Origin of the sequence: Streptomyces sp. NPDC127595 (genome assembly GCF_042671685.1) — a bacterium.
GTDB lineage: Bacteria > Actinomycetota > Actinomycetes > Streptomycetales > Streptomycetaceae > Streptomyces.
Window position 1 is genome coordinate 546,119 of sequence record NZ_JBHXWK010000006.1, and the last position, 20,568, is coordinate 566,686.

Annotated in this window: 16 protein-coding genes and 1 pseudogene; 10 read left to right on the plus strand and 7 right to left on the minus strand. The window is 71.2% G+C overall.

The window, feature by feature from the left end; translation table 11 throughout:
* The first annotated feature begins 43 nt into the window (after nucleotides 1-43).
* The 3 genes and pseudogenes from ACFVKT_RS22435 to ACFVKT_RS22445 all read left to right on the plus strand — a co-directional run.
* Nucleotides 44-775, plus strand: a complete 732-nt coding sequence (locus ACFVKT_RS22435) for a response regulator transcription factor (RefSeq protein ID WP_385734092.1) — start codon at nucleotides 44-46, stop codon at nucleotides 773-775.
* Nucleotides 772-2,241: an ATP-binding protein gene (locus ACFVKT_RS22440; protein ID WP_385734094.1), complete on the plus strand. Its 1,470-nt coding sequence runs from the start codon at nucleotides 772-774 to the stop codon at nucleotides 2,239-2,241. Before ACFVKT_RS22435 ends, ACFVKT_RS22440 begins: the two co-directional genes overlap by 4 nt.
* An 89-nt stretch (nucleotides 2,242-2,330) precedes the next feature.
* A pseudogene (locus ACFVKT_RS22445) lies at nucleotides 2,331-3,023 on the plus strand (response regulator transcription factor); the annotation flags it as partial.
* On the opposite strand, the gene ACFVKT_RS22450 reads toward ACFVKT_RS22445, so the two are convergent.
* Together ACFVKT_RS22450 and ACFVKT_RS22455 are read right to left on the minus strand one after the other, a co-directional pair.
* Nucleotides 3,008-5,080, minus strand: coding sequence for an ABC transporter ATP-binding protein (locus ACFVKT_RS22450; protein WP_385734096.1), 2,073 nt, complete (start codon nucleotides 5,078-5,080; stop codon nucleotides 3,008-3,010). The pseudogene ACFVKT_RS22445 and the gene ACFVKT_RS22450 sit on opposite strands and share 16 nt — an antisense overlap.
* Nucleotides 5,081-5,597: 517 nt before the next feature.
* Nucleotides 5,598-7,400, minus strand: coding sequence for a bifunctional metallophosphatase/5'-nucleotidase (locus tag ACFVKT_RS22455; protein WP_385734098.1), 1,803 nt, complete (start codon nucleotides 7,398-7,400; stop codon nucleotides 5,598-5,600).
* Between the two features lie 270 nt (nucleotides 7,401-7,670).
* Here ACFVKT_RS22455 and mshD point away from each other — a divergent pair, with 270 nt between their 5' ends.
* Nucleotides 7,671-8,597, plus strand: coding sequence for a mycothiol synthase (gene mshD / locus ACFVKT_RS22460; RefSeq protein WP_385734100.1), 927 nt, complete (start codon nucleotides 7,671-7,673; stop codon nucleotides 8,595-8,597).
* A 225-nt stretch (nucleotides 8,598-8,822) separates the two neighbouring features.
* On the opposite strand, the gene ACFVKT_RS22465 is transcribed toward mshD, so the two are convergent.
* The 5 genes from ACFVKT_RS22465 to ACFVKT_RS22485 form a co-directional block, all read right to left on the minus strand.
* Nucleotides 8,823-9,542 (minus strand): ABC transporter, encoded by a 720-nt coding sequence (locus tag ACFVKT_RS22465; RefSeq protein WP_385734102.1) that lies wholly within the window; start codon nucleotides 9,540-9,542, stop codon nucleotides 8,823-8,825.
* Complete coding sequence (locus tag ACFVKT_RS22470) at nucleotides 9,533-11,110, minus strand: ABC transporter permease (protein ID WP_385734104.1); 1,578 nt, start codon at nucleotides 11,108-11,110, stop codon at nucleotides 9,533-9,535. Before ACFVKT_RS22470 ends, ACFVKT_RS22465 begins: the two co-directional genes overlap by 10 nt.
* The gene (locus ACFVKT_RS22475; RefSeq protein ID WP_385734106.1) at nucleotides 11,107-12,012 is read right to left on the minus strand and encodes an ABC transporter ATP-binding protein; all 906 of its coding nucleotides are present in this window, start codon (nucleotides 12,010-12,012) and stop codon (nucleotides 11,107-11,109) included. Before ACFVKT_RS22475 ends, ACFVKT_RS22470 begins: the two co-directional genes overlap by 4 nt.
* A 44-nt stretch (nucleotides 12,013-12,056) precedes the next feature.
* Nucleotides 12,057-12,926, minus strand: coding sequence for a zf-HC2 domain-containing protein (locus ACFVKT_RS22480; RefSeq protein ID WP_385734108.1), 870 nt, complete (start codon nucleotides 12,924-12,926; stop codon nucleotides 12,057-12,059).
* 101 nt (nucleotides 12,927-13,027) lie between these two features.
* On the minus strand, nucleotides 13,028-13,579 hold the full coding sequence (locus ACFVKT_RS22485; RefSeq protein WP_385734110.1) for an RNA polymerase sigma factor: 552 nt from the start codon (nucleotides 13,577-13,579) through the stop codon (nucleotides 13,028-13,030).
* 122 nt (nucleotides 13,580-13,701) lie between these two features.
* Here ACFVKT_RS22485 and ACFVKT_RS22490 point away from each other — a divergent pair, with 122 nt between their 5' ends.
* The 6 genes from ACFVKT_RS22490 (at nucleotide 13,702) to ACFVKT_RS22515 (ending at nucleotide 20,547) form a co-directional block, all read left to right on the plus strand.
* Complete coding sequence (locus ACFVKT_RS22490; RefSeq protein WP_385734239.1) at nucleotides 13,702-14,091, plus strand: GntR family transcriptional regulator; 390 nt, start codon at nucleotides 13,702-13,704, stop codon at nucleotides 14,089-14,091.
* Nucleotides 14,088-14,993, plus strand: a complete 906-nt coding sequence (locus ACFVKT_RS22495; RefSeq protein WP_385734112.1) for an ABC transporter ATP-binding protein — start codon at nucleotides 14,088-14,090, stop codon at nucleotides 14,991-14,993. The genes ACFVKT_RS22490 and ACFVKT_RS22495 overlap by 4 nt, the downstream gene beginning before the upstream one ends.
* Nucleotides 14,990-15,982 (plus strand): ABC transporter permease, encoded by a 993-nt coding sequence (locus ACFVKT_RS22500; protein ID WP_385734114.1) that lies wholly within the window; start codon nucleotides 14,990-14,992, stop codon nucleotides 15,980-15,982. Before ACFVKT_RS22495 ends, ACFVKT_RS22500 begins: the two co-directional genes overlap by 4 nt.
* Nucleotides 15,979-16,989 carry a hypothetical protein gene (locus ACFVKT_RS22505; protein WP_385734116.1) on the plus strand — a complete coding sequence of 337 codons (1,011 nt, stop codon included), beginning with the start codon at nucleotides 15,979-15,981 and terminating at the stop codon, nucleotides 16,987-16,989. Before ACFVKT_RS22500 ends, ACFVKT_RS22505 begins: the two co-directional genes overlap by 4 nt.
* 302 nt (nucleotides 16,990-17,291) lie before the next feature.
* A complete protein-coding gene (locus tag ACFVKT_RS22510; RefSeq protein ID WP_385734118.1) occupies nucleotides 17,292-19,523 on the plus strand; it encodes an RNA degradosome polyphosphate kinase in 2,232 nt (743 codons plus the stop codon).
* Nucleotides 19,504-20,547 carry a CHAD domain-containing protein gene (locus ACFVKT_RS22515; RefSeq protein ID WP_385734120.1) on the plus strand — a complete coding sequence of 348 codons (1,044 nt, stop codon included), beginning with the start codon at nucleotides 19,504-19,506 and terminating at the stop codon, nucleotides 20,545-20,547. The genes ACFVKT_RS22510 and ACFVKT_RS22515 overlap by 20 nt, the downstream gene beginning before the upstream one ends.
* Nucleotides 20,548-20,568: the final 21 nt, after the last annotated feature.

A 20,568-nucleotide genomic window follows, 5' to 3' on the forward strand; every position in this document is an offset into this window, starting at 1 on the left:
AAGCGACCGGCCCCGTCCCACCGCACCTGAGGAACCCACGCCCATGAGCCCCGCCGAAGGCGACCGTGAACCCCAGCGCATCCTGATCGTCGACGACGAGCCGGCTGTGCGTGAAGCACTCCAGCGCAGCCTCGCCTTCGAGGGTTACGACACCCAGGTCGCGGTCGACGGGGCGGACGCGCTGGAGAAGGCGACCGCCTACCAGCCCGACCTGGTCGTCCTCGACATCCAGATGCCCCGCATGGACGGTCTGACGGCCGCCCGCCGGATGCGCGGCGCGGGCACCACCACCCCCATCCTCATGCTGACCGCGCGCGACACCGTCGGCGATCGCGTCACCGGGCTCGACGCCGGCGCCGACGACTACCTCGTCAAGCCCTTCGAACTCGACGAACTCTTCGCCCGCGTCCGGGCGTTGCTGCGGCGCAGCTCGTACGCCGCCGCTGCGGTCGGGGTCCCCGAGGACGACGCCCTCACCTTCGGCGACCTGCGCATGGACCTCGCGACCCGCGAGGTCACCCGCGGGGGGCGTGCCGTGGAACTGACCCGCACGGAGTTCACCCTCCTGGAGATGTTCCTCGCCCACCCGCGCCAGGTCCTCACCCGCGAGCAGATCCTCAAGTCCGTCTGGGGCTTCGACTTCGAGCCCTCCTCCAACTCCCTCGACGTGTACGTCATGTACCTCCGCCGCAAGACCGAGGCGGGCGGCGAGCCACGCCTCGTCCACACGGTGCGGGGTGTCGGGTACGTCCTGCGCTCGGGCGGCGCGGAGTGAAATCGGTGGTACGCCGGATCCGGACCCTTCCTATTCGGGCTCGGCTGTCGATGCTGGTCGCCGCGGCGGTGGCTTTTGGGGTGGCGGCGGTTTCGGTGACCTGTTGGTTCATCGTGCAGGGGAAGCTGTACGACCAGGTGGACGAAGACCTGCGAACGTCAACTCAGCCCCAGCTGATCAGCCAGGTCCAGGGTGCGCTTCAGAATTGCACCCAGACTCCGACGCAGAACACCAACACCTTCGGCGTCAAGGAGACCAACTACCTGCAACTGGTCCAGGACGACGGAACGGCCTGCGTGTCGGCGACCTCCCAAGGCACGGTCAAGGTGACCGCCCGCGATACGGATGTCATCAAGAACGCGACCACCACCGGCAACGGCATCATTCGTAACGGCACCGACAGCGACGGTAATGCCGTACGCGTCCTGACTGTCCCCCTGACCGTCATCGACGGACCCGGCAATCGGCAGGCTCAGCTGTACCCCGGCGTCGCACTGCTCATCGCCCTCCCCCTCAAGAGCACCCAGGCCACCCTCAACGAACTGGCCCTCGTACTCCTCCTGGTCAGCGGCGTGGGAGTCCTCGGCGCCGGTGCCGCCGGCCTCGCGGTCGCCCGCGCGGGTCTGCGACCCGTCGACAAGCTCACCGAGGCGGTGGAAAACGTCGCCCGCACGGAAGACCTCTCGATCCGCATCCCGGTCGACGAAGACAGCGCGGACGAGATCGCCCGCCTCTCCCACTCCTTCAACTCGATGACCGCGTCGCTCGCGAACTCCCGCGAACTACAGCAACAACTCATCGCCGACGCGGGCCACGAACTCCGCACCCCCCTGACGTCGTTGCGCACCAACATAGAGCTCCTCGCCCGCAGCGAGGAGACGGGCCGGGCCATCCCCCCGGCGGACCGCAAGGCGCTGCTGTCGTCGGTGACGGCGCAGATGACCGAACTGGCCTCGCTGATCGGGGACTTGCAGACGCTGTCTCGTTCGGACGCGGGGCATCAGGCGGACCGGCTTCAGGTGGTCGCGCTGCAGGAGACGGTGGACGCGGCGCTGCGCAGGGCGCGGCTGCGTGGCCCGGAGCTGACGATCAGGGCGGACATCCAGCCCTGGTACGTACGGGCGGAACCGTCGGGCCTGGAGCGGGCGATCGTGAACATCCTCGACAACGCGGTGAAGTTCAGCCCGCCCGGCGAGGCCATCGACGTGATCCTCAGGGACGGCGAACTGACCGTCCGCGACCACGGCCCCGGCATCCCCTCCGAGGAACTCCCCCACGTCTTCGACCGCTTCTGGCGCTCCCCCAGCGCACGAGCGCTGCCGGGCTCGGGCCTGGGTCTGTCGATCGTCGCGCGTACGGTGCAGCAGTCGGGCGGCGAGGTGTCGCTGACGCCCGCGGCGGGCGGCGGCACGGTGGCGACGGTACGGCTGCCGGGGGCGCCCACGCCTCCGCCCGAACTGCCGTAACCCCCGCGGTCCCGCTCGCCGAACGGACCCCCAGCCTCCCCACACCCCCCTCCAAGCTCTCCCACAGGCCTCCGTAACACGTTTGGCGGATGGCGCGGAAGATCCTGCTGGCCGATGACGACGAGGCCGTACGAGAGGGGCTCGGCAGACTGCTCAGGTTCGAGGGGTACGAGACCGTCCTCGCCGGGGACGGCAGGGAGGCGCTGGAACTGGTCGCCTCGAAGGACGGCCTGCCCGACCTGGTGCTGATGGACGTCACCATGCCGGGCCTCGACGGGCTCGCCGCAACACGGCGGATCAGGGCCTCCGGGTCCACCGTGCCGATCCTGATGATCACCGGCCGGAGCGCCGTCGGCGACCGTATCGTCGCCCTCGACAACGGCGCCGACGACTACCTCACCAAGCCCTTCGCGACCGAGGAACTCCTGGCGCGTGTACGGGCGTTGCTGCGCCGCAGTCCCGCGCGGAAGGCCGCGCCCCGCCCCGGCGACCGGCTCGCCTTCGCGGACCTCGCCATGAGCCTGCGCGCCCGCACGGTGACCCGCGACGGCCAGGTGCTCGACCTCACCAAGACGGAGTTCGGCCTGCTTGAGTATCTGCTCCGGCACCCGGGCAAGGTCCTCAGCCGCGCCAGGATTTTCAAGGAGGTCTGGGGGTTCGACTTCGAGCCGGCGTCCAACACGCTGGACGTGTACGTGATGTATCTGCGCCGGAAGATGGAGAGCCGGGGCGGACCCCGGCTCATCCACACCGTGCGGGGGCTGGGCTACATGCTGCGGGCCCCTGAGGCGTCGTCGCCCGGCGCGCCCGGCACCCGGGGTGCGCCGGAGAGGCCGGGCACGCTCGGCACCCGCGGCGGGCGCGGGACACGCGGCACGCTCGGGATCAGATAGCCGCCGAGCCCCAGCGCCGAGCGGCCCAGCACGAGAGTCGAGTCACCGGGCACCGTCACCGACGCCCCCAGTGCCGACGGCGTCGCCGTCGCCGTCGCCGTCGCTCCCGACCCCACCGATTCCGGCACCGCAGAACCCGACCCCACCGATTCCGGCACCACGGAACCCGACCCCACCGATTCCGGTGCCGAGGCGCCCGACTCCACCGCCCGCTGCCCCAGATCCGGCGTCGCCAGTCGCGCGTACGCCCCGCCCCGCTCCATCAGCTCCTGGTGGGTGCCCGCCTCCACCAGCCGCCCGCCCTCCACGACGAGGATGCGGTCCGCGTCGGGGGCGAGACTCAGATCGTGCGTGATCATGATGGTCGTACGGCCCGCCATCAGGCGGCGCAGCGGCTGCACCACCCGGCGTGCGGCGACCGAGTCGAGTCCGGTGGTGGGCTCGTCGAGGACGAGGACCGGGGCACCGCGGAGCATGGCGCGGGCGATGGCGATGCGCTGGAGCTGGCCGCCGGAGAGGGTGGCGGTGCCGGGTGCGATCTCCGTGTCGTACCCGTCGGGAAGCGCATGGATGAACTCGTGCGCGAAGGCGTCGGCCGCGGCCCGCTCGATGTCGGCCGGGGAGGCTCCCGGGCGTCCGCATCCGATGTTCTCGCGGATGGTGCCGTTCAGGATGAGGGTCTCCTGCGGCAGCAGTGCGACGTTCTCACGCAGGAACTCCAGGGGTACGGCGGTCAGCGGGACCCCGTCCAGGCAGATCACGCCCGAGGTGGGGTCGTAGAAGCGCGTGAGGAGTTTGGAGAGGGTCGACTTTCCGGCGCCGCTGGGGCCGGTGACGATGACGAGTTCGCCGGGTGCGGCGGTGAGGGTCACGTCGTGCAGGGAGTCGCGGGCGGCGCCCGGGTAGCGGAAGGAGGTGTTGTGGAGGCTGACCCAGCCGCGTACGGGCCAGGGCCTGACCGGGTCGGCGGGGTCGGTGACGGCCGGCTCGGTGTCCAGGATCTCCGCCAGCCGGTCTGCGCCCGCCGTCGCGGCGGTGAGCGTCAGGCCGAGCTGGCCGAGGCTGCGGATCGGCGGATACAGATAGCCGAGGAAGGCGGCGAAGGCGAGCAGCTGGCCGAGCGTCATGCGGCGTTGGGCGATCTCCCAGACGCCCATGCCGATCACCGCGAGCACGCACAGCGTCTCGACGACCTCGACGAACTGCTCGTACATCTCACTGGCCCGCGCCCCGCGCACGGACGCCCGCATCCAGGCGCGGGCCTCGCGGTCGAGCCGCTTCTCCTCGGCGCCGCGGCGGTTGTAGGCCTGGGTCAGCACGACGTTGCCGAGGGACTCCTCGACGACCGAGGTGATCGCGCCGTCGGCGGCGCGCTCCTCCTGGGAGGACGTCTTGATACGGCCGGCGAAGCGGCGGGCGGCGACGAGGAAGAGCGGTGCCAGGAGGAAGGTGACGAGGGCGAGGTCCCAGCGGAGCCAGAGGGCGGCGGCAGCGTAGAAGACGGCCGAGAAGGCGGCGGAGACGGTGCCGACGACGCCGGACACGACCATCTGCTCGATGGCCTCGACGTCGCCGGTGAGGCGTTCGACCAGGTCGCCCTGGCGGTGCTTCTGGAAGAAGTCGGGGGGCATGCCCTGGACGTGCCGGAAGACGCTGGCGCGCAGCCGCAGCACGAACCTCTCGGCGGTCCACACGGCGAGCGAGTTGCCCAGGTAGCCGACGACCGCGCCGAGAACGGCGACGCCGAGCCAGGTGGCGGCCGGTCCCCAGAACTTGGCGAGCCTGCCGAACTTCAGCGCGTGGTCGGTGAGATCCGCGAAGATCAGGATCGAGGCCGTCTCGGCAAGCGCTGCCACGACCACGCAGCAAATGACCAGCGCCAGCCATTTACGGTCACCGCGTGTCAGCGGCCAGAACCGCGCGAACGCCTCCCGGACTTCCCGCATGTCGATTCAACTCCCCTTTCCGTTCCGGAACATGGCCGAGGCGGGGCCACCGGAGCAATTCCGGTGACCCCGCCTCGTTGCGGCTGCTAGCGGTCCTGGTGACCCACCGGACGCTTCGGAGCCTTCTTCGCCGTCTTCTTCGGCTCGGGCTTCGGCGCGGCCTTGCTGGACTTCTTGACCGGGGTGATCTTGTGGAAGCTCATGATGTTCTCCTCTTCCGCTGCGATGTCCTGTGGTGAATTCCTTGTGCCGGAAGCTCCGTTCGCTTTCGACAAGAAAAACACTACGGGACAGCAAACCCGCAAATCGCCAATTCGCCTTAGAGCTCAGTGAATTGCACCTGAAAACAATTCTCAGCCCGGAGACGGAACCAACCCACGTCTCACACAGAGTTTATTACAGGCCTGACATGGAATTTATCGGTGCGCTCGTGAGCATAAAGCAGCGGGGCCGGTACGCACAGGCGTACCGGCCCCGCTCAGCTATTCGCTGTCGCTACTTCACTCCAACGTCATTCCTACTTCACGATCGTGATCCGGTTCGCCGCCGGCACCGGATACGGCGTCGTGGCCGAGGAGTTGGCCGTCAGATAGGCCTCGAACGCGGCGAGGTCGTCGCCGCCGACGAGGACGTCTCCGCCCTTGCCGAGCTCGGCGAAGCCGTCACCGCCGCCCGCGAGGAAGGAGTTCATCGCGACGCGGTAGGTGGCGGCCGGGTCGATGGCCGCACCGTTGAGTTTGACGGAGTCCGCGACCACGCGAGCGGCGCCGGACTTGGTCAGGTCCAGGGTGTAGGTCAGCCCGGCGGAAATCTGCAGGATCTTCGGGGAAGCCTCGTTCAGGCCGCTGACCTGCTGCTGGAGTGCGGTGATCACCTGGGCGCCGGTGAGGTCGACCAGGTTGACGGTGTTGGCGAACGGCTGGACCGTGTACGCCTCGCCGAAGGTGACCACCCCGTCACCCTCACTGCCGCTCGCCGCATAGGTGAGCCCGGCGCGGATACCGCCCGGGTTCATCACCGCGATGTCGGCTTCCGGGTCGAGGGACTTGGCGTGCGCGAGCTGCGCGTCGGCGATCAGGTCGCCGAGCGGGGACTCGGTGCCGGTGTTGGGGATCTCGCCCGCGATGTAGCCGATGGGGCGGGAGGCGATCGGGGCGGAAAGCGCCTTCCACCGGTCGATCAGGGCGGTCATGTCGGTGGCCTTCGCCACGTCACGGGTGACCACGTGGTTCGCGGACTTCACCGCCGTGCGGGCGATGTCGCCGGTCCAGCGGTCGTACGTCAGCGTGGTGTCCGTGTAGAGACGGCCGAAGGACGAGGCCGAGGTGACCGTACGGGGCTTGCCCGCCGGGTCGTTGATCGTGCAGGCGTACGCCTGGTGGGTGTGGCCGGTGACCAGCGCGTCGACGGCCGGCGTGACGTTCTTGGCGATGTCGACGATCGGCCCGGAGATGCCGTCACCGGCGCCGGGGCTGTCGCAGTCGTAGTTGTACGACGTCGAGGCGGGCGCGCCGCCCTCGTGGACCAGCGCGACGATCGACTGCACGCCCTGCTTCTGGAGCTCCTTGGCGTACTTGTTGATCGTGGCGACCTCGTCACCGAACTTCAGGCCCTTGACGCCCTCGGCGGAGACGATGTTCGGGGTGCCTTCGAGCGTGACACCGATGAAGCCGACCTTGATGCCGTTCTGCTTCCACACCCAGTAGGGCTTGAGGATCGGCTTACCGGTCTTCTCCTTGGTGACGTTCGCCGCGAGGTAGGGGAAGTTGGCCCCGTCGAACTCCTCGCTGTCGTTGTAACAGCCGTCCGTCGGGTGACAGCCGCCGTTCTGCAGGCGGGCCAGCTCCTGAGCGCCCTCGTCGAACTCGTGGTTGCCGACGGAGGTGACATCCAGGTCGAGGCCGTTCAGCGCCTCGATGGTCGGCTCGTCGTGGAAAAGCCCGGAGATCAGCGGGGAGGCGCCGACCATGTCACCGGCGGCGGCGGTGATCGAGTACTTGTTGCCTTCGCGGGCCTCGCGGAGGTGGGTGGCGAGGTACTCCACGCCGCCCGCGTCGATGGTCTTCGTGGTGCCGTCCGCCTGCACCTCGGTCACCCGGCCGGAAGAGCCCGACGGCGGCTCCAGGTTGCCGTGCAGGTCATTGAAGGAGAGCAGCTGTACGTCCTGGTAACGGCCGCTGCCCGGCTTGTGACCGGCGGACTTGTCCAGGGCCGGGCCGGCGCTCGCGGGCAGCGCGGCGGCCAGGGCACCGACGGTGGCCAGGCCCGCGGCGCCCGCGAGTATGCGATACGTACGTCTGTGCCGGGGAGTCGGCGGCATGGGTTCCCCCCAGGGAAGTGTGAGAGCCGGGAGCGCCTGAGAGCCGCGAGGGTCACGAGCGCTGTAGGACGGCTGTGGTTTTGCACGCACTTTAGAATCAACGCGCGTAGCGCAACAGGGGGTTCGTGGTTACAGACAGGTTGCCGTTGCCCCTCGGCCGCTGTCTCTCGACGCCCTGGCCGCTGCCTCTCAACGTCGTGGCCGCTGCCTCTCGATCGATTTGCCGCTGCCTCTCGATCCATCCGGGCGGCTCGCCGTACCCTCGTATCCATGACCAGCGACGACACCGCACAGTCCGGCCTCTCCCGCGCCATCGAGACCTACTCCGTGCTCTCCCCGGCCCAGGCCGAGGACGTGCTCGGGCTGCTCGCGGAGGCCGCCGGGACCGACGGTCAGCAGGCGGTCTCCGAGCAGGGGCGTCTGCAGCTCAAGGGCGGTGCCCGTCCCGGCGTACGGCATCTGCTGCTGACCCTCGGGGACGAACTGGTCGGGTACGCGCAGCTGGAGGACACCGACCCAGTGGAGGCCCCGGCCGCCGAGCTGGTCGTCCACCCCGCGCACCGCGGGCGCGGGCACGGCCGGGCGCTGGGCGCCGCGCTGCTCGCCGAGTCCGGGAAACGGCTGCGGGTGTGGGCGCACGGCGGGCACTCCGCCGCCCGGCATCTCGCGCAGGTCCTCGGGCTCACCCTCTTCCGCGAACTGCGCCAGATGCGGCGACCGTTGACCGGCCTTGACCTGCCCGAGCCGAAGCTTCCGGACGGTGTGCACGTCCGCGCCTTCGTGCCGGGCCGGGACGACGCCGCCTGGCTCGCGGTGAACGCCGAGGCCTTCGCCCACCACCCCGAGCAGGGCTCCCTCACCCAGCGCGACCTGGACGACCGGATGGCCGAGCCGTGGTTCGACCCGTCCGGCTTCTTCCTCGCCTTCCGCGACGGCGAACTGATCGGCTTCCACTGGACGAAGGTGCACGCCGAGGAGCAGATCGGTGAGGTGTACGTCGTCGGTGTGCGGCCCGGCGCGCAGGGCGGGGGCCTGGGCAAGGCGCTCACCACGATCGGGCTCCGCCATCTCGCCGGGCAGGGGCTGCCCACCGCGATGCTGTACGTCGACGCCGACAACAAGGCGGCGGTCACGGTGTACGAGCGGCTCGGCTTCCACACCCACGAGACGGACCTGATGTACCGAAGCGAGTCCTGACGCGGGTTTTCGCCCCCTCCGCCCCTGCCCGTCCCTTGTTCCTGGGGGCTGCCGCCCCCAGACCCCCGCTGTCGGCCTGAACGGCCTCGACCTCAAACGCCGGACGGGCTAAGGGGGGGTCAGCCCCTCCGGCGTTTGAGGAGCGGGGGTTTGGGGGCGGAGCCCCCAAGTGACGGGAATGGGCAGGGGCGGAGGGGGCGAAAAACCCTCACCCCCCGCCGGCACCTACCGGCGGACAGGCAGCACCGTCCGCCTCCGCAGCGGCTCCACCCAGGCCGCGGCACCCACCACCACAGCCACGACAAGGATCCCCGCCCACCGGTCATGCGCGCCGCCCCAGCGCGGGTCGTTCACCGGAACGACGAGCGCCCACCGGTCCGGGACCAGCAGGGCGGCGTACAGCCCGGTACCCAACAGCACGCCCGCCACCGCGACCCCGGGCTCGGCCGCCTCCGTGCACCGCACCACCACGGCCGCTCCGGCCAACGCGAGCGCGGCGACGGCCGCGGCCTCCAGGGTCACCGCGCCGACCGGCGGCCGGACATCCTCCGGTACGAGGAGCAGCGCGCCCGTCCACCAGAGCGCGGCGAACGGAACGGCGAACGCCACCCGGAGCCCTATACGCACCGGCCGCCGGGTCGGCACCGCCGCGGTGGTGTGCCGCGCGGGGTCGTCAAGCAGGAAGGCCAGGCCCAGGCCGAAGGCGAGCGCGGCGGCCCGCAGGACATCAAGTCCTGGCCAGCCCTCGCGGGAGACCGACAGCAGCCACGGGGCGCCGGCGATCAGCAGCCCCAGGGCGGCACCGGCCGCGAGGGCCCGGCGGGGCAGGCTGCGCCACACGGGGCGGAGAAGGGCGCGGATCACGGCGTACGCACGCCTCGTGGGCGGTCCACTGACACCGGCCACCGTCGACCGCGCGCCCTCCCCGTGAGCGGCTACTCGCACGTCTCGTCCTCCGTCGCGGCAACCGATCCCGTGGTCGCGGCCGGCACACCCAGCAGTTCGGCCACCCGGGCCAGGGACGTCTCCGGGGAAGTGAGCTCCGTCCAGTGGGACTTCACCTTGGGGATGACGCTGTAGCGGGGCTTCTGGAGCAACTCCCGTACGATCCGGGTCTGTTCGGCGGACAGGGAGATGCCGTTGGTGGGCGCGAGGACAAAATCCGCACCCTCGATGCTGTCGCCGAGCCGGACGTTACGGAACGCGGTCATCGGGTCGGAGTCGCCGCCCAGCGCCAGCCACATGACGGTGACCGCGCGGGCGTCCCCGGTGCACCACTCGCTGCCGGCCGCCTCGCTGCCCGCCACCAGGACCGAGGCGACTCCGACGGCGAACTCGGGGACCCGGTTGCCGCCCCAGCGCGTGCCGACGGTCACCGTGCCCGGTGTGGTGGACGCTTCGAGCGTGGAGTCACCGGTCAGGCCATAGGTGGCGTCGATCCGCTGCCGTACGGTCAGCCGCTCACCGCCGGCGGCGCCGCCCGCCAGGGACTGGACACGGTCGACGACCGGGGACCAGTCGAGGGCGGCGCGGGCATCCCACTCGGGGAAGGCGCAGTACGTCGACCTGCCGTACTCGTGGCACGTCTGGAACTTCTCCGGGCTGACGGACGCCTCCTTGCGGGCCGCGAGCAGGGCGGCCGAGTCACCCTGGGACTGCCCGGCGACACCGGCGACCGTGGCGGCGAGGGTGACGGCGGTCGCCGCCTGCACGATCCGGTCACGACCGCCGCTGACCAGCACCGCGGCGCAGACCAGCACCCCGACGAGCCCCACCAGATACAGCGCGTGCCAGCCGGCCGGGCGGCCGATGAGCTCGGACGGGAACGGATCGGCGCCCGTTTCGGTGACGACCGGCGACAGCCACTGCTGCCAGCGCGGGCTGCCGTCGCTGGAGGACAGCAGGGCGGGCAGGATGGCGACGCCGACGACGAAGAGCGGGGCGGCGAACGAGGACCGGACCAGCCGCGCGAGCAGCACGCCGAGGACGCCGGACAGGAGCACGGCCAGCGGCCCCACGGCCAGTTCGGCGGGCGAGGGATGGCCGACGGCGCCCAGCTTGCGCCCGGCCCAGACGATCTGGAAGGCGACGACTCCGGCGGTGATCACCGCATACGGCACGACGGACAGCGCGTGTGCCACCGTACGCCTCCACGGCTCCATGACCAGGACGTCGAAGTGCCGGTCGGTGCCGCGCCGGTGGGAGCGCAGGACGGTCCGGTTGACGACGATGAGCAGCGCGACGCCGAGGAGCAGCGGGGCGGACTGGGTGGACCGGTCGAAGTCCTGGAGGGCCGGGAAGTCGTCCATGCCCTCACGGCCGTTGAACAACTCCCAGCCGGTGACGCCGAGGTAGAGCAGGAGGAAGGCGAACACCGGTATGTGGAGGAAGAGTTGGTATGCCTCGAAGCGGGCGAGGGCGATGACGGCCGCCGTCCTGTGCTGTGTGGTCCGCGGGGCCGGCTCCACCCCCGTGGGCGCCGCCTCCTTGACCAGACCGGTCGTGACGCTCATGCGGCAACCTCCGAGGTCTCGCCGTTCCCGTCGTTCTCGCCGTTCCCGTCGCTGTCACCCGTCTCGCCGTCGAGGGTGAGCAAGTAGCCGTCCTCCAGGGTCGGTTCGACGAGCTCGGCACCCTGGGGCGGGTCGCCGACGTTACGGAAGGAGCCGGTGCCGGTACGCCATCCGGCGCGCGCGGCGGGGTCACGTTCCGTGCTGCTCCACACCCGGCCCGCCGCACGCGCGGTCAGTTCGGCCGGGGTGCCCTCGAAGCGGACGCGCCCGCGGGCCATGACGATCACGCGGTGGCAGAGCATCGCCACGTCCTCGGTCTGGTGGGTGGACAGCAGAACCGTCCGCCCCTCTCCCGCCTGGGCGATCAACTCCCGGAACCGCATGCGCTGTTCGGGGTCGAGTCCGACGGTCGGCTCGTCGAGGACGAGGAAACCGGGGTCGCCGACGAGCGCGGCGGCCAGCGCGACCCGCTGCCGCATACCGCCGGACAGCTTCTTGATGCGCTTGCTCCGTACGTCGGACAGGTCGACGGCGTCGAGCACCCGGCGCACCTCCCGGTGCCGGGCGGTGCGGTCGGTCAGCTCCTTCAGGATCGCCACGTAGTCGACGAACTCGAAGGAAGAGAAGTCCTCGTGGAACCCCGGCGTCTGCGGCAGGTATCCCAGCTCGCGCCGCAGGTCCAGGCGCCCGGCGGCCGTTCCCGGGTCGTGCCCGAGCACGGTGAAGGCCCCCCGGTCGGCGGGCACGGCGGTGGCGAGCACCCTCAACAAGGTGGTCTTTCCTGCCCCGTTGGGCCCGAGGAGCCCGGTGACCCCCTCGCCCAGGCGCAGCGAGACATCGTCGAGGGCGAAGGTTCCGCCGTAGCGGAGGGTCAGCCCGGAGGCGGAGACGGTGGGCGTCATACGTACGGCGCTCCTGTAGGAGAAGTTATGTGCGGAGGGGAGTTTCACGCCCCGCCCCCGCCGGAGAAGGGCACATGCGCGGGCGCCGAGTCGAACCGGTCCCGTACGAGATAGAGCAGCGCGACGGCGAGCGCGGCGACCGCCCCGGCGATCCCCTGTCCGGCCGCCGTGAACGGCGCGAGCGTGGCGTGCTCGGCGGTCGTCGCCTGCGCCGTAAGGAGCAGTGCTACCCATGCGCCGCCGACCAGTGAGGGTGCGAGGACGGGACCGAGGCGGGGCGTCAGGGCGAGTCCGGTGCCGGTGAGGGCGAGCGCGGGCAGCAGCCAGGCCAGCGCGCGCAGCCCGTAGGTGGGCAGCGCGAGGGTGGCTAGCCCGTTCAGACCGAGGCCGACGGTGAGCACGGCGACCGTACGGATGAGGAGGAGCCGGAATCCGTGGGTCGGCGAGACGACGGCCATCTCGTACGTCGGGTCCAGCGTGGGTCCGTACGACAGGGCGACGCCGGCGAGCGGGAGCAGCGGTGCGAGCGCCAGGAACAGCTTGGGGGTGGCCCCGGCCTCCACCGAGTAGGTGGCCGCCACGGTCATCAGGAGCACGGCGGTGACCGCGAGCAGCCAGGAGCGGCGCAGGACGGGCGTGGCCGCCAGCAGCCGTGCCGTGTGGTCGGCGACGCCGACGCGCACCAGCAGCGACTCGACCAATCCCGGGCGCGGCGCGTCCAGTTCGGCATCCAGCCGCTCCCAGCCCGCGTCCAGCGCGACCGGATCGCTGACGGCCGCCAGCGCCTCGCGGCACCGTGCGCACGAGGCGAGATGCGTGTCGGCGGACCAGAGCCGGGGAGGGGTCAACTCGCCCTGGCTGTAAGCCCGGAGATCGGCATCGTCCACGTGCCACTGACCGTCGGCATCGGGCACAGCAGCGGTTTTCGCCCCCTCCGCCCCTTCCCTGCCCGTCATTGGGGGCTGCGCCCCCGAACCCCCGCTCCTCAAACGCCGGAGGGGCTGAAATTTGCCGCTCATGCCAGTGCCTCCCGCAACTGCTTGCGCGCACGCAGTGCCCGCGTCTTGACCGTGCCCGGCGGGATGCCGAGCAGGACGGCCGCTTCCCGGGTGGTGAGCCCGTCGATCACCGTGGCCTGGAGCACCGCGCGCAGTTCGGGCGAGAGCCGGGTCAGGGCGCCCGCGAGGTCGCCGTGCTCGACGCCGGCCAGGACGCGTTCCTCGGCGGAGACCTCGTCCCGGTGCCGGAGGCGGGCCAGCGCCTGCCGCATCCGCCCGCGCGCGCCGTCCCCGCGCAGGGTGTCGATGAGCCGCCGTGAGCCGATGCGCCACAGCCAGCCGGCGGCATCTCCGGGGGAGCCCTCCTCGCGGTAGCGGGCGGTGCCGCGCCACACCGCGAGGAACGTCTCCTGTACGACGTCGTCGATGATCCCGGCGTCGGCGCACCGGCCGCGCAGCCGCGCGGTCAGCCACGGCGCGTACCGCCGGTACAGCTCCTCGAAGGCGCGCCGGTCACCGTCCGCCGCGATGGCCCGCAGCAGCTCCCCGTCGCTTCTCGTTTCCCTCACGCCCCCTCATCGGACGAGCCCTGCCGATCGGTTCGCACCCACCGAAGAAATCTCGTTCTTGACAGCGCTCACCATCATGCACCACCCTTTCACTACTCAAATAGTGAAAGGTGGTCGCCGTAGTGGTGGAGTACCGCATCGACCGGCGCAGCGGTGTCGCCACGTACGTCCAGATCGTCCAGCAGACCAAGCAGGCCCTGCGTCTTGGCCTGCTGGTGCCGGGGGACAAGCTCCCCACGGCCCGCGAGGTCGTGGAGGCCACCGCGATCAACCCGAACACCGTCCTGAAGGCCTACCGCGAGCTGGAGCGCGAGGGCCTGGTCGAGGCCAGACGCGGTCTCGGCACCTTCGTCAAGCGCTCGCTGGGCAGCGCCCCGGCCGACTCGCCGCTGAGCGCCGAACTGGACGCCTGGGCGGCCCGCGCCCGTGAGGCAGGACTCCAGCGCGACGACGTGGCAGCACTCTTCACCGCCGTACTCGATGAACAGTTCACCAAGGGAGACCAGGAATGACGGACACCGCCTTGGAGGCGGCCGGACTCGGCAAGCGGTTCGGGCGGCGCGGCGGCTGGGCACTGCGCGAGTGCACGTTCCGGCTCCCCGCCGGACGCGTCTGCGCGGTCGTCGGACCGAACGGCGCGGGCAAGTCGACCCTGCTGGCCCACGCGGCCGGACTGCTCGCCCCCACCGAGGGCTCCCTGACCGTGCTCGGCACGCACCCGGCCGCCGCCCGCGAACGCATCGCGTACGTCGCCCAGGCCAAGCCGCTGTACCCGCAGCTCACCGTCGCCGACACCCTCCGCGTGGGCCACGAGCTCAACCCCGGCCGCTGGGACGCCTCGGTCGCCGAGCGGATCGTGGCGAAGGGCGACCTCGACCCGAAGAGCAGGATCCGCTCCCTCTCCGGCGGCCAGCGCACCCGCGTGGCCCTCGCCCTCGCGCTCGGCAAGCGGCCCGAACTGCTGCTGCTGGACGAGCCGATGGCCGACCTTGACCCGCTCGCCCGGCACGAACTGATGGGCACGCTGATGGCCGAGGCCGCCGAGCACGGCACCACGGTCGTGATGTCCTCGCACGTCGTCTCCGACCTGGAGGGTTCCTGCGACCATCTGCTCCTGATAGGCGGCGGCCGGGTCCGCCTGGCGGGCGACCTGGACGAACTGCTGGCCGCGCACACCCTCCTCACCGGTCCCGTCGGCGACCTCGCCCCGCACACCGTCGTCGAGTCCCGCACCACCGGACGCCAGCTCACCGCGCTCGTCCGCCCGGACGGGCCCCTCGCCGACGGCTGGCAGAGCGCCCGGCCGTCCCTGGAGGAGCTGGTCCTCGCGCATCTGCGCAGCCCCGACGCGCCCACGCTCTCCCTCGACGCCACCCCCACCACCCCCACCACCGCTCAGGAGCCCGTCGCATGAGCGCCGTCATCCCCTTCGCCACGACACGGGTGATGCTGCGGCTGCACCGGCCCGCGCTGTACGTCTGGGCCGGCGTGCTCCTCGTCGTCGGAGCCCTGCTGCTGTGGCTCTACGGCCCGCTCACGGACGCGGCGGCCTCGGCGTGGCGGCAGTGGAACGGCTGCGGCATGGGCTCCTGCGCCTACGACCAGGACGCGATCCTCACCTACAAGTCGCTCGCGAATTACATGAGCATCGCGGTGAACCTCGTCCCGTTCCTCGTCGCCGCCTGGGCGGGCGCCTCACTGACCGGACGGGAAATGGAGAGCGGCACAGCGCAGCTCGCGTGGACCCAGTCGATCTCCCCGGCCCGCTGGCTGGCCACCAAACTCGCGCTCCCGGCCGCGCTCGTCCTCGCCGGCACGAGCGTGCTGGTGCTGCTGCACAACCTGGTGTGGTCCAAGGGCCACGGAAAGATCGACACCGCCAAGCCCTGGACCGACGACCTCACCTTTCACGCCAACGGCCCGACCACGGTCGCCTTCGCCCTGTTCGGCCTGGCCGCGGGCGCTCTCGCCGGGCTGGCGCTGCGCCGCACCCTGGCCGCGCTCGTGGTGGCCCTGGTGACGGTGGGAGCCGTCCGCGTCGTCGTCTCCCTGGTGCTGCCCCACCTGTGGCCGCCGGTGAGGACCGTCACCGGCCTCTCGGGCGAGGGTCCCAAGAGCCTGGGCCTCACCGTCAGCGGAGGTCTCCTCACCTCCGACGGCGACCGCATCGCCAACCCGTACTGCGGGAGCAGCCAGTTCAAGGAGTGCAGCGACCTGTACGACCGCCTCGGCGCCGTCAGCTTCTACACCGACTCCCACCCCTTCTCCCACTACTGGCCCCTCCAGCTCACCGCGACCGCCCTCGTCCTCGCCCTGACCGCACTCGCGGCCCTGGTCGCGTTCCGCCTGCTGAAGCGGTACACGGGCGCCGCCACCGCCGTCACCATCAAGGAGCACGCATGACCGCGGCCACCACCGCCACGCGTCCCCTCACCCGGCGCCCCTCCCCGCTCACCCCGCACGGCACGGTCTGGACCTCGCTGCGGCTGCACCGCGCCGCGCTGCTGATCTGGGCGGCACTGGTCACGGTGACCGCGGCCGGCCTGCTGTGGGCGTACGGCCCCGGAGCGGACGCCGCGCGAAAGGAGCCGTATCTGCTGCAGCTCTCCTGCGGCACGGACAACCTCTGCGCGGACACGACCGGCAACGCGACGCTCTGGTACGACGCGGTCGCCCAGCTCGCCACCTCATCCATCGTCTATCTGCCCTACCTCGTCGCCGCCTGGGCGGGCGCCACGCTCGTCGCCCGCGAGCTGGAGAGCGGCACGGCCGCCCTCGCATGGACGCAGTCCGTCACACCCGCGCGCTGGCTGGCGACGCAGCTCGCGGTGCCGGCCGCGCTGGTCACCGCCGGCACGACCGTGCTGGTGCTGCTGCACCGCCTGATGTGGATCGACGGCCACCAGGACGTCCTCTACCAGGACTGGTACGCGACGGACGCCTACCGCTCCAACGGCACGGTCGCCGTCGGCGCCGCCCTGTGCGCGCTCGCCGTGGGCGCCCTGGCGGGCATGCTGGTCCGCCGCACGCTGCCCGCGCTGGGCGTGGCTGTCCTCGTCACCGTGGCCGTACAGACCCTCGGCGACCTCTACCGGGACAGCCTCTGGCCCGTGGTGACCGTCACCGGAGCCGCCGCCTCCCGCATCCCGGACAGCGCGGCACTGGTGAAAGAAGGTGTGACCCTCACCTCAGGAGAGCGGATCGGCAACAACCTGGCCTGCGTCGACTACGACACGGGCGCCGACCTCATGAAGTGCATGAGCGAGAACGGCATCTCCGACCTCTGGGCCACCTACCACCCGTCCTCCCACTTCTGGCCCCTCCAGCTCACGGAAACCGCACTCCTCCTCACCGTCACCGCTCTCGCCGTCTTCCTGTCCTTCCGGGTCCTGAAGCGGCGTACCGCCTGACAAGCGGCGTACGGGCCGACAAGCCCCGAATGGGCGTGCCTCCCGGTCCGTGGACTTCCGGGAGACGCCCCTCCATATCCCGCACGTCATGTCCTCGTAACCATTGATTCAGACGACCTTGCGACGCTCGACCAATGAACCCCGCCGTGCCAGAGCCTCCGCCTTCCGAGGAGAGCGAGCCCCTGCCGTCGACGGTGAAAGAGCCCGCGCCTGCCTTGCGGAACGGGAACATCCGCCTCGCCGCGCTGCCGCTCGCCCTCTCCGACGCGCCGGTAGTGCCCCCGGCACGGAAGAATGGGTCCATGAACCAGCCAAGCGCTCAGGCCCCGGTCCAGCACGCACAGCCGTCGGTCGGCTCGATAGCCGCGCACCGCCCGCACACCGTGGCGGCCAACGTCTCCGACCTGGAGCCCGACCTCGACGCCGACCTCGACGAGTACGAGGACATGGTGGAGGACGGCGTCCAGCTGCCGCAGGGCCGGTTCCTGGACCGCGAGCGAAGCTGGCTCGCGTTCAACGAACGGGTTCTGGAGCTCGCCGAGGACCCGAACACGCCCCTCCTGGAGCGCGCCAACTTCCTGGCGATCTTCGCCAGCAACTTGGACGAGTTCTTCATGGTCCGGGTGGCAGGCCTGAAGCGCCGTATCGCGACCGGCGTGGCCACCAAGTCCGCCTCGGGCCTCCAGCCCCGCGAGGTCCTGGAGATGATCTGGGCCCGATCGCGCGAGCTGATGGCCCGGCACGCGGCCTGCTACCAGGAGGACGTGGCCCCCGCGCTCGCGGAGGAGGGCGTCCACCTGGTCCGCTGGAGCGAGCTGACGGAGAAGGAGCAGGCCCGCCTGTTCACTCTGTTCCGGCACCAGATCTTCCCGGTCCTCACCCCCCTCGCGGTCGACCCCGCGCACCCCTTCCCGTACATCTCGGGCCTGTCGCTGAACCTGGCCGTCGTCGTACGGAACCCGGTCAGCGGCCACCGCCACTTCGCGCGCGTCAAGGTCCCGCCGCTGCTCTCCCGGTTCCTGGAGGCCGCCCCGAACCGCTTCGTCCCCATCGAGGACGTCATCGCCGCCCACCTGGAGGAACTCTTCCCGGGCATGGAGGTGCTTGAGCACCACACCTTCCGCCTCACCCGGAACGAGGACCTGGAGGTCGAGGAGGACGACGCCGAGAACCTGCTCCAGGCCCTGGAGAAGGAGCTCATGCGGCGCCGCTTCGGGCCGCCGGTGCGCCTGGAGGTCGAGGAGTCCATCGACCGGTACGTACTGGACCTGCTGGTGCGGGAGTTGAAGATCTCCGAGGCCGAGGTGTACCCGCTGCCCGGTCCCCTCGACCTCACCGGGCTCTTCGGCATAGGGGGCCTGGACCGGCCCGAGCTGAAGTACCCGAAGTTCATCGCGGGCACCCACCGCGACCTCGCCGAGGTCGAGTCGGCGTCGGCGCCCGACATCTTCGCGGCGCTCAGGGAACGGGACGTACTGCTCCACCACCCGTACGACTCCTTCTCCACCTCCGTCCAGGCCTTCCTGGAGCAGGCGGCGAGCGACCCGGACGTGCTGGCGATCAAGCAGACCCTGTACCGGACCTCGGGCGACTCGCCGATCGTGGACGCGCTGATAGACGCCGCCGAGTCCGGCAAGCAGGTCCTCGTCCTGGTCGAGATCAAGGCCCGCTTCGACGAGCAGGCCAACATCAAGTGGGCCAGGAAGCTCGAGGAGTCCGGCTGCCACGTCGTGTACGGGCTGGTCGGACTCAAGACCCACTGCAAGCTGTCGCTGGTCGTGCGCCAGGAGGGCGACACCCTGCGCCGCTACTGCCATGTGGGCACGGGCAATTACCACCCCAAGACCGCCCGCCTGTACGAGGACCTGGGGCTGCTCACCGCCGATCCGCAGGTCGGCGCGGACCTCTCCGACCTCTTCAACCGGCTCTCCGGCTACTCGCGCCGCGAGACCTACCGCCGGCTGCTCGTCGCGCCCAAGTCCCTGCGCGACGGCCTGATCTCCCGGATCAACAAGGAAGTCCAGCACCACGAGGCCGGACGCCCCGCGTTCGTCCGTATCAAGGTCAACTCGATGGTGGACGAGGCGATCATCGACGCGCTGTACCGCGCGTCGCAGGCCGGGGTACCGGTCGACATCTGGGTACGCGGCATCTGCGCGGTCCGGCCCGGCGTCACCGGCCTGTCCGAAAACATACGGGTGCGCTCGATCCTCGGCCGCTTCCTGGAACACTCCCGGGTCTTCGCCTTCGGCAACGGCGGCGAACCCGAGATCTGGCTCGGCAGCGCCGACATGATGCACCGCAACCTCGACCGCCGCATCGAGGCCCTGGTGAGGATCACCGACCCGGCCCACCGGGCAGCCCTCAACCGGCTGTTCGAGACCGGTATGTCAGACACCACCGCTTCCTGGCACCTGGGCCCGGACGGCGAATGGACCCGGCACGCGCTCGATGCCGAGGGCCAGCCCCTGCGGAACGTCCAGGAGATGCTCATAGACGCCCGGAGGCGCCGGCGTGGCACAGCAACAACTTGACCCCACCGACCCCACGGCCCGCGCCGTGCCCGTATCGGGGGATGCCCTCGCGGGCTATCTGCGGGCCCAGGCAACGGAGTTCCTCCGTTCACTGCGCCAGCACCGGGAGACCGGGGGCGCGTCCAACGGCTCGGACGAGGCCGTCGACGCGGCGCGCGCCCTGCGCCGCTCGGCCCGCCGGATCAGCGGCTCGCTGCACACCTTCCGGCCGCTGCTCGACGCGGACTGGTCGGAGGGCATGCGCCCCGAACTGGCCTGGCTGTCGGGCACGTTGGCGCGCGAGCACGCCTACTCGGCGCGCCTTGAGCGGCTGGTCGGCGCACTGAACCGGCTGTCCGGCACAGGCTCAGGCTCCGGCTTCCCCGCACAGGGCGGACCGGAGGCGAGCTCGGCGCCGAAGGGCAATCTGACCATCGGCGCGGCGAAGGCTGGCGCCCTGCTCGACCGCCAGCTCACCCTGGCCCGCACCCGCGCCCACTCGGCCGCTCTCCAGGCGCTGGGCTCCTCCCGCTTCCACGCCGTCGCGGACAGCGTCGCCGTGCTGGCCAGCGAGGTCCCGCTGACCCCGGCGGCCGCCACCGCCGACCTGGGCCCGCCGGCCGCCGCCGCGGAGGGCCGCCTGCTCGACGCCGTCGGTACGCTGCCGCTGCTCACCGCGGGCCACCCGTACAACGCGGAGGCCCTCGTGCACGGCCTCTCCGCCGACACCGCGCCCCAGCCGCAGGACGCCCCCTGGCACCAGGTCCGCCTCCTGCTGCGCCTGCACCGCTACGCCCGCGAGGTCCTGTACGGCGAGGAGTGCCCCGTCGACGTACGTCTGCTCGGCGCCGGCCAGGCCCTGAACCAGCACCGGGACGCGGCGGAGGCCGCCTCGGCCGCGGCGTCCGCGGCCCGCACCCCGCGCATCGCCCCGGCGACGGCGTACGCGCTCGGTGTACTCCACGCCGACCAGCGGCACGAGGTGGAGGCGGCGCGGTTCGCGTTCCAGCAGAGCTGGCAGAAAGAAGCGGTACCCACGCGGTAGGAGACCCTCGCAGAAGGACTT

Excerpts from the sequence above, each read along its gene's own strand:
- ACFVKT_RS22435 (WP_385734092.1), top strand. The coding sequence starts at position 44 with ATGAGCCCCGCCGAAGGCGACCGTGAACCCCAGCGCATCCTGATCGTC.
- ACFVKT_RS22450 (WP_385734096.1), bottom strand. The coding sequence starts at position 5,080 with ATGCGGGAAGTCCGGGAGGCGTTCGCGCGGTTCTGGCCGCTGACACGC.
- ACFVKT_RS22455 (WP_385734098.1), bottom strand. The coding sequence starts at position 7,400 with ATGCCGCCGACTCCCCGGCACAGACGTACGTATCGCATACTCGCGGGC.
- mshD (WP_385734100.1), top strand. The coding sequence starts at position 7,671 with ATGACCAGCGACGACACCGCACAGTCCGGCCTCTCCCGCGCCATCGAG.
- ACFVKT_RS22470 (WP_385734104.1), bottom strand. The coding sequence starts at position 11,110 with ATGAGCGTCACGACCGGTCTGGTCAAGGAGGCGGCGCCCACGGGGGTG.
- ACFVKT_RS22475 (WP_385734106.1), bottom strand. The coding sequence starts at position 12,012 with ATGACGCCCACCGTCTCCGCCTCCGGGCTGACCCTCCGCTACGGCGGA.
- ACFVKT_RS22495 (WP_385734112.1), top strand. The coding sequence starts at position 14,088 with ATGACGGACACCGCCTTGGAGGCGGCCGGACTCGGCAAGCGGTTCGGG.
- ACFVKT_RS22500 (WP_385734114.1), top strand. The coding sequence starts at position 14,990 with ATGAGCGCCGTCATCCCCTTCGCCACGACACGGGTGATGCTGCGGCTG.
- ACFVKT_RS22505 (WP_385734116.1), top strand. The coding sequence starts at position 15,979 with ATGACCGCGGCCACCACCGCCACGCGTCCCCTCACCCGGCGCCCCTCC.
- ACFVKT_RS22510 (WP_385734118.1), top strand. The coding sequence starts at position 17,292 with ATGAACCAGCCAAGCGCTCAGGCCCCGGTCCAGCACGCACAGCCGTCG.